9 protein-coding genes are annotated in these 7,491 nt (G+C 34.7%); 4 read left to right on the plus strand and 5 right to left on the minus strand.

The window, feature by feature from the left end:
- The first annotated feature begins 2 nt into the window (after nt 1-2).
- Nucleotides 3-248: a hypothetical protein gene (locus tag SGJ10_10165; protein ID MDZ4758482.1), complete on the plus strand. Its 246-nt coding sequence runs from the start codon at nt 3-5 to the stop codon at nt 246-248.
- Nucleotides 249-627: 379 nt separating this feature from the next.
- Complete coding sequence (locus SGJ10_10170) at nt 628-1,065, plus strand: DNA adenine methylase (GenBank protein ID MDZ4758483.1); 438 nt, start codon at nt 628-630, stop codon at nt 1,063-1,065.
- 30 nt (nt 1,066-1,095) lie between these two features.
- Here the strand turns inward: SGJ10_10170 and SGJ10_10175 are convergent, their stop codons facing one another.
- From SGJ10_10175 to SGJ10_10195, 5 genes are all read right to left on the minus strand, one after another.
- Nucleotides 1,096-2,043: a DNA adenine methylase gene (locus SGJ10_10175; protein MDZ4758484.1), complete on the minus strand. Its 948-nt coding sequence runs from the start codon at nt 2,041-2,043 to the stop codon at nt 1,096-1,098.
- A 147-nt stretch (nt 2,044-2,190) separates the two neighbouring features.
- Nucleotides 2,191-2,379, minus strand: coding sequence for a hypothetical protein (locus SGJ10_10180; GenBank protein ID MDZ4758485.1), 189 nt, complete (start codon nt 2,377-2,379; stop codon nt 2,191-2,193).
- 72 nt (nt 2,380-2,451) lie between these two features.
- Nucleotides 2,452-3,552, minus strand: a complete 1,101-nt coding sequence (locus SGJ10_10185; protein ID MDZ4758486.1) for a TlpA disulfide reductase family protein — start codon at nt 3,550-3,552, stop codon at nt 2,452-2,454.
- A gap of 80 nt (nt 3,553-3,632) precedes the next feature.
- The gene (locus SGJ10_10190) at nt 3,633-4,832 is read right to left on the minus strand and encodes a TlpA disulfide reductase family protein (GenBank protein ID MDZ4758487.1); all 1,200 of its coding nucleotides are present in this window, start codon (nt 4,830-4,832) and stop codon (nt 3,633-3,635) included.
- Complete coding sequence (locus SGJ10_10195) at nt 4,822-6,150, minus strand: saccharopine dehydrogenase C-terminal domain-containing protein (GenBank protein MDZ4758488.1); 1,329 nt, start codon at nt 6,148-6,150, stop codon at nt 4,822-4,824. Before SGJ10_10195 ends, SGJ10_10190 begins: the two co-directional genes overlap by 11 nt.
- 325 nt (nt 6,151-6,475) lie before the next feature.
- Here SGJ10_10195 and SGJ10_10200 point away from each other — a divergent pair, with 325 nt between their 5' ends.
- Both SGJ10_10200 and SGJ10_10205 read left to right on the plus strand, forming a co-directional pair.
- Nucleotides 6,476-7,006: a hypothetical protein gene (locus SGJ10_10200; protein ID MDZ4758489.1), complete on the plus strand. Its 531-nt coding sequence runs from the start codon at nt 6,476-6,478 to the stop codon at nt 7,004-7,006.
- Entirely contained in the window at nt 7,003-7,326 is a 324-nt protein-coding gene (locus tag SGJ10_10205; protein ID MDZ4758490.1) for a hypothetical protein, read from the plus strand. Before SGJ10_10200 ends, SGJ10_10205 begins: the two co-directional genes overlap by 4 nt.
- Nucleotides 7,327-7,491: the final 165 nt, after the last annotated feature.

Genomic DNA, 7,491 nt, shown 5'->3' on the forward strand with positions numbered 1-7,491 from the left:
ACATGGCAAAGGTACCTAACACAGTTGGAGGAGGAGCAAGAACTAATTTAAACGGACTTCAGTTTGAAGGAAGAACTGATTTAAGAGATGCAATACGACAACATCCAATTTATCAGTTAAATAAAAATGATGAAGTCGTTAAGTGCAATTTAGTGGTTGCTCAATATTTTGAAAAAAACGGACTATATAAAAAGCTGTTGGTACCTAAGGGTATAAACTATAAAACAGTATTAAGCAAAAAACTATAAAACAGTATTAAGCAAAAAACTATTACCCGATGGAGCATTATTAGTTGGAGATACGCTTTTTATAATTGAAAAAAAATACCAAGCAGGTGCTGGATCTGTTGATGAAAAGTTACAGACTTGCGATTTTAAAAAGAAACAATATCAAAAGCTATTTAATCCCATAGGTATAAATGTTGAATTTTATTATGTCTTAAACAGATGGTTTGAACAGGAATCTAATAGAGATGTTTTTGAATATATTAAAAGTGTTGGATGTAAATATTTCATTGAGATATTGCCTTTAGAGGAGATTGGATTGTAATATGAATATTGTAGATTTATCAAACCATCAATTTGCAAATAATCGAGATTTGTTTAGAAAGGAATTGATTAGTTTTTTTTGAATGAAACTCCTGGTACTGGCAAAAATGTAAACACCTCAAAATACCAGTATATTGTCAAAAGAATTAATGGGCATGAGTTATACTTAAGCCGGCCTGCACAATTTAATAATGGTTTTGACTTTACACTTAACGTATCAAATATAAATTTCAATGTTAGAGGTCTTAGGACTGCAACAAGACCCACACATCAAAATATTCTCGATGATTTGTTACCGAAGAAAACTGGGTATTTAGCCCTTTATACTAGTATGATGGCGGAAATAACTAACATCTATAATTGCCATTCTCCAATAACAGTAAGCTTTCCATTCATTATTGGCTATTCTTCTGAAATAATTCTGGAATGCATAAAATGGCTTTTTGCAGAGCAAGATGTTACATGCTGGAATTATTCAGGTAGGGCTATGTTTTATAACGCCATACTTGGTATTTAATTTTAAGACTCAGATCCTTTGGTGAAAGTTTTAAGCAAGAGATAAGAGTCTTTCTGTGTTATAATTTGTAATCAATAATTCATTCAACTCTCCTCTTTTATCAGCATTAGCATTTATACTTCTTCTTGCCCTCACTCTTGATATATTATAATCCACAAAAAGATCGTCAAAGAAATTATCGTCTTTATCTTTACCCTTTACATCAGAGTTGCTCAATATCCTCTTATGGCCTTTCAATTCTAATTTAGAGCAAAAATTCCTTAATCGTATTTGTTCCGCATCATTAAATTCATCTTTAGCGTAAGAATTAAAACTAGAAGTATTGCTCAATGGTTTGTATGGCGGGTCGAAATAGAAAATAGAATTTTTTGTGGCTTCAGGTAAGGTTTGTTCAAAATCTCCATTTAGTATTTCCACTTTTTGCAATACATTGCTTACCGCTAAAATATTTTCTTTATCGCATATAGTTGGGTTTATATATCTGCCCTTAGGCACATTAAATAAATTGCTCCTATTAACGCGGTATAGGCCGTTAAAACAGACCCTATTTAAAAATATAAAGAGTGCAGCTTGTGTGCTTTTTTCAGTTTGCCTAGTATTATATAATTCACGCTTACTATAATAGTATTCTTTTTCTTTTTCTTCATTACTTTTCAATCCATGATACTCTTTTTGTATTTGCTCTAAAACAGAAATGAGTTCTGTAGGTTTAGCGGAAATTACTTTATAGGTATTAATTAAATCAGCATTGATATCATTAATAACCGCCTTTTGCATTTTAGGGAAATTACTGAGCATCCAAAATAAAATTGCCCCACTTCCCACAAATGGCTCTATATAAGTAAATTTTTTATTTATTACTTCATGCGGTAATGAATTTTCAATCGATGAAATTAATTGGGTTTTGCCTCCAGCCCATTTTAAGAATGGTCTAGCTATTTTAGTCTGTAGTTTGCTTGAAGTTTCTTGAATATTCATAAGTATTCGCAAATCTAACATAAACACTCACACAGTACAATCCACAAACAATCGCCAAAAGTTAACAATGCTCTTCCTATGGTTCAAAATAAGCCACTTTATGAATTTCTAATTTCCATCAGACACCACTGCTTATTGACTCCACAATCAATCTTTCTCCTTCTTATTCCCAGCCACATACGCATCCAAATCCTCGGGTTCTATATGCACTATTTTATCGCCTTCCATCACTACTAAATCGCTGTTCATTATCTTCTTAAAAGCTATCAGTTTGTAAGAAACTAAGTCCATGCCTTCAATAATTTTAGTCATCTCAGTGCTTCTCTCACTTTTCATATATATAATCTAGTATTATTATACTCTTACGCTTTGGAAAATTCCAAACTTTGCAAAGGGTTTTCGGCGAAACTATTCCCCAAAAACCTCTTTCAACTTATCATGCAATGCTTGTCCCCGCATATTTTTGGCAATGATTCTACCATCTTTATCAAGTAATACATTAAAAGGTATCATCGATATCTCGAACTTGGTAGCAAGCGATGCCTGCTCTACTAATTCGCACACTTGAGGCCATTTCAAATCATCAGACAATACGGCTGTTTTCCAAGGGTTTTTTTTAGCATCGAGAGAAACACCTAATATTTCAAATTCCTTTTTCTGATATTTACTATATGCTGCCACCAAATTGGTATTCTCTTGGCGACAAGGTGCACACCATGATGCCCAAAAATCGACCAATATATATTTGCCTTTAAAGTCGCTCAATGATATAGGTTTGCCTTTGAGATTATTGAGCGTAAAATTTTCCAAATACCTGCCTACCGCAGTAGGACTTTGACTTCTCTCATTCAAAAATCCATGAATGGCGTTTATCAAAGGCATTGTATTGTATTGATCAAAATATTTCTTGTCAAAATCATAATAAAACAATTCATACTTATCAATGAGTAAAGGCAATTGTTCTATATTGTCATCATACACTGTCCCATTTCCCATTAAGTACAGGGCCGAAAATACTGATCCCGCAGAGACTTCTCGCTGCATGATAATTTTTTGAAGTGCTATTGCTCTGTTATTAAAAGAACCGTTCAGCGTTTTGTACGATTCTATATTCTTCACCACAAAATATTGTATATCTTCGTTGTTTTTATCACCTGATACTGTATAAGGAATTTCAGTATTGTTAAGATCAATTATTAGAATAATGTTTGTGGCTATTGCACTGCCCACAAAAACAGGAATGGGGTCATTCGCATTATTAAATTTAATAAAATAAAAATGGGCTTGGGCTGTTTTAGTTTGGCCATTAAATGTAAATTCGCCCTGTGCATTAATACTGGTGGTATCTATTTTGTTATTACCTTCAAAAGTTATTTCAATAAGCTCTAATTTTCCAATATTATCATAAGAAGTAAATTTACCTTTTATTTCATAGGTACTATGTGCAACAACATTTGAAGTAAGTATAATAATACCCAATAAGATTAATATATATTGTTTTTTTATCATAGAATACTTAATTCAATAATTGTATAGTTTCTACTTTTACCTTTTGGAAAATTCTAAACTTTCCAAAAGGTATTATATAATTACTCCCCCATTACCTCTTTCAACTTCTCTTCTAATGCTTCGCCTCTGAGATTCTTGGCTATTATTTTTCCATTTTTATCTACCAGTACACTAAAAGGGATCGAGCTCACATTGAATTTGCGGGCTATGTCAGCATCCCAGGCTTTCATCTCGCACACATGTGCCCAGTCGAGCCCATCAGCTTTAATAGCGGCCACCCACTTGGTTTTATCCGTGTCGAGTGATACACCCAGTATCTCAAAACCTTTATTATGGTATTTGCTATATGCTTTTAATACATTCGGATTCTCGGCACGGCACGGTCTGCACCACGATGCCCAAAAATCGACCAAAACATATTTGCCCCTAAAATCTTTCAATGATATCACTTTGCCATCGGGATTATTCAAAGTAAAATTTTCCATTTCGGTGCCAATAGCCGTGGAACTTTGTGCTTTCACAAATTTATGGATTCGGGCAAATGAAGGCTCGTTGCCAAAACGCCCGAAATGTTTTCTATCTATATCTACATAAAATATTTCAAACTCTTTTAAATACGATTCCAATATCGCCATGGTTTGTTGTTGGTCTTGCCCGGGAGGAGGCACCAGATATAAAGCACAGAACAATGCACCTGCACTAGGATCGCGGTCGCTAACTAATTTTTGAAGTTTTTTTGCACGCTCTTCAAATAATTGCTGCATGGTAGTTTCATAAGTTGCTTTAAGTGAATCGGACATCGCACCACTGCGGAAGTTCTTGGCCGTTTCAGAAATTTCTTTATAGGATTCGTTATTCCTTAAAAAGAAATACTGCAATTCCTCATTGTTTTTATCACCTTTAATGGTGTACGGAATTTCTTTATTTTCAACATCAATAATTAATTCAACATGGGTAACGGAATCTAAATATACAGGGATATTGGTAGATGAGTTATTATACCTGATTATGTAAAAATGAGGGGTGCCACCATTGCCTTTAAAATTGAACAGGCCATACTCGTCAATCTGAGTGCTGTCGATGGTTTTCACACCTTCGAAAGATACTTCTGTGAGTTCTACTTTATTAATACCTTTAAAGGTTTTGAAACGGCCTTTCAACTCATAGCCTTTTTTCTTTTGTGCGTCAGTATCATCATTGCTCGAAGAACATGCAACAATGGCAAAGTTCAAAATTAAAGATGCTGCTATTATATATTTTTTCATAAATTTATTGTTCATTATTTTCTTCAAATATTATATGGTATTTTTCAAGTTCGCTAAGGATGGGCAAATATAATTCTTTTTGGGTAGGAATTATAACGCCCCTTGCAGCTATTTTGTTTCTAAGTATCAATTTGGCCGCCAAACCCAAGGGTAATCCTACCGTTTGAGCCATTGCCGTATGGAGTTGGTCTTTACCTTTCACTATTAATGTGGAAGTACTTTTCCGCTTTCTCCCTTGGTGTTCGTATTCAAAAATATGGTGCATCACAATCATGTCCAGTTCTTGTGGTTCCAATCGCCATTTCCGTGCCAATAAATTTTGAATTATTTGTGCAGGTGTATGCAAACCATTCGGAATAAGTTCTTCGCTATATAAACCCAACCATTGTATATTTTGTTCGATGCGGCGGATAGTTTCTTGGTTGATAGAAATTGATTTTATATAATCATTTATACTATTATATCCTTTGGGCAAATAACTTTCAACCCAGTTTTTATAACTCAAACTATTGCAATCAACTTTATAGGAATCATCTGTGAGCCCCAGCGAAACCAATACATTCCAGCCTTCGCAAAATGGAGGAATGCGTAAGGTGCCACGCAAAACTTCTGTAGCACTTTGCAGTTGATAAGGTATTATATAGTTCAGTGAATCACGATTGGCATAGGCTTCATATATTCCTTTTTCGCCCAAATCTATGGTTTCCAATTCGCTAAAAATGCGTTGCGGAGTTATATAATGTATCTTTCCATTTTTTAGAAATTGTGCGGTAGCTTGTCCCGCCAAAATAACATTGCGGGGATTCCAAGTGAACTTATAATGCCACGGATTATTATCAAATTCAGGGGCAACCAATCCGCCGCAATAAGAACGAAAGGACGTAATTTCACCACCGCGTTCTCGTATTTCATCCATCACTTTCATTGCCGATAAATGATCGATGCCAGGGTCTAATCCGCATTCGTTCAATAATATAATATCTTTTTTTACCGCTTCCTCGTGCAAGTCTTGCATAAATGGCGACACATAAGAAGCGGTAACCAAATGTTTGCCCAACTTCACACAATCAACTGCTGCCAATGGGTGCAACATGGGTGGCAATAACGAAATAACTATATCACATGCAGCAATTTCTTCCGCTCTTTGTTTTTCATTTTGTATATCAAATTGTATAGGGCGGGCATTGGGATGGTTATGGCATTTGCTTGTAGCCATCGCAATATCCATATCGCCCACCGTAACTTGCCAGCCCTGTTCGCTGCTTTGCTCCAGCAAATAATCAATGAGTGATGCGGATGATAGGCCTGCTCCTATGACGAGTATTTTTTTCATTCTTGGTGCAAAGGTAAGTTGGGATTCAGGATTCGGGATTTTGGTTCCGATAGCTATCGGGATAGGGCCATACGGCTGATTATTGCGAATTCAATGCTGAGCGGTTCCGCTAGCTATCGGAACAAAGCATGGTTATTGTAGTAGGATTCTGCCCGTGGTTGAGTCCGATAGCTATCGGGATTATGACTAGCCACGCCCAACAGTAAATTAAAAAAACTGTATATTTCTGTTTTCTGAATATATTTGTGGTGCTTAGTTTAAAAGCGTTAAACAAATTTATATGCTGAAAAAATTTACATTTATCCTATTCTGTTTTGCGATTGTTGTGAATTGTGAAGGGCAGGATTTTAAGGAGTATAAAGGAACTTGGCTATTACTTGGTCATGAAAGTGACTATACAAAACTCATTAATATATGCTGCAAGGACTATTACAAATCTCTTATTTATAAATATGATAGTAATGAAAACAAGATTGTAGGTTTTGAAGGAACAGCTCACAGGTACACAGCTAGAGGTAAGAAACCCATAAAAATTGGAAATAATAATTCTTACGACACCTTATTATTAGCAGGGCCAAACATTACACTTACAGATCCTGAAAATTATTCTCATACCTACAAAAGAATTGATCAGAAAATATATGACTCGATAACAAATTTAATAACTCCTCAACCTAGATTACCAGCTAGTAGCAGTTTTATATTTACAAACTCCTTAAATAAAAATAAAAAAATAATTTATACAATAAAGAACAATTATGCCTCGTTTGCATTTTATGACACCTTGAATTCAATCCCAGTTATTAGTAGTTATCAAGGTAGTATTAATGACTTGATTCCGAATATATATCAATGAGGTTTTCTGAGACCACTATCACGAATAAAATACCAAATGATTTCGATTTTAAATATAATTCTCATTACTATGGTATTTACTATGATTCGAGCATTCAACTAAAAATAAAAGATTTACAATATTGTATTTTACATACTGAAAACACACAATCGTGGGGTAATTTTTTAATCGGTACAGGTTTATTCACCTCCCTTGTTTTAGCACCCTTAGTTAGCATCAATTATCATAATGCCAATTTTAATTCCAAACGCTACTATCATTGGGCTTTAGCAGGCCTCACCGCAGCGGGCGTTGGCCTTACTTTAAATTTAACACATTAAAACAAGGCGAGACTCCTGCAAAAAAATAAATGGACGGTGAAGTATTATAAACAGTAAATATAATACTTAATACCAATTCTTAAACTAAAATAGTTCTCCGCCTGTGGCGGATTTGGTTTGTAGAATGGTAATGCCGAACTACATCCCGAAAGCCCCGCTTAATCC

The sequence above is a fragment of the Bacteroidota bacterium genome (assembly GCA_034439655.1).
In the GTDB taxonomy this organism is placed as follows: domain Bacteria; phylum Bacteroidota; class Bacteroidia; order UKL13-3; family UKL13-3; genus CANJUD01.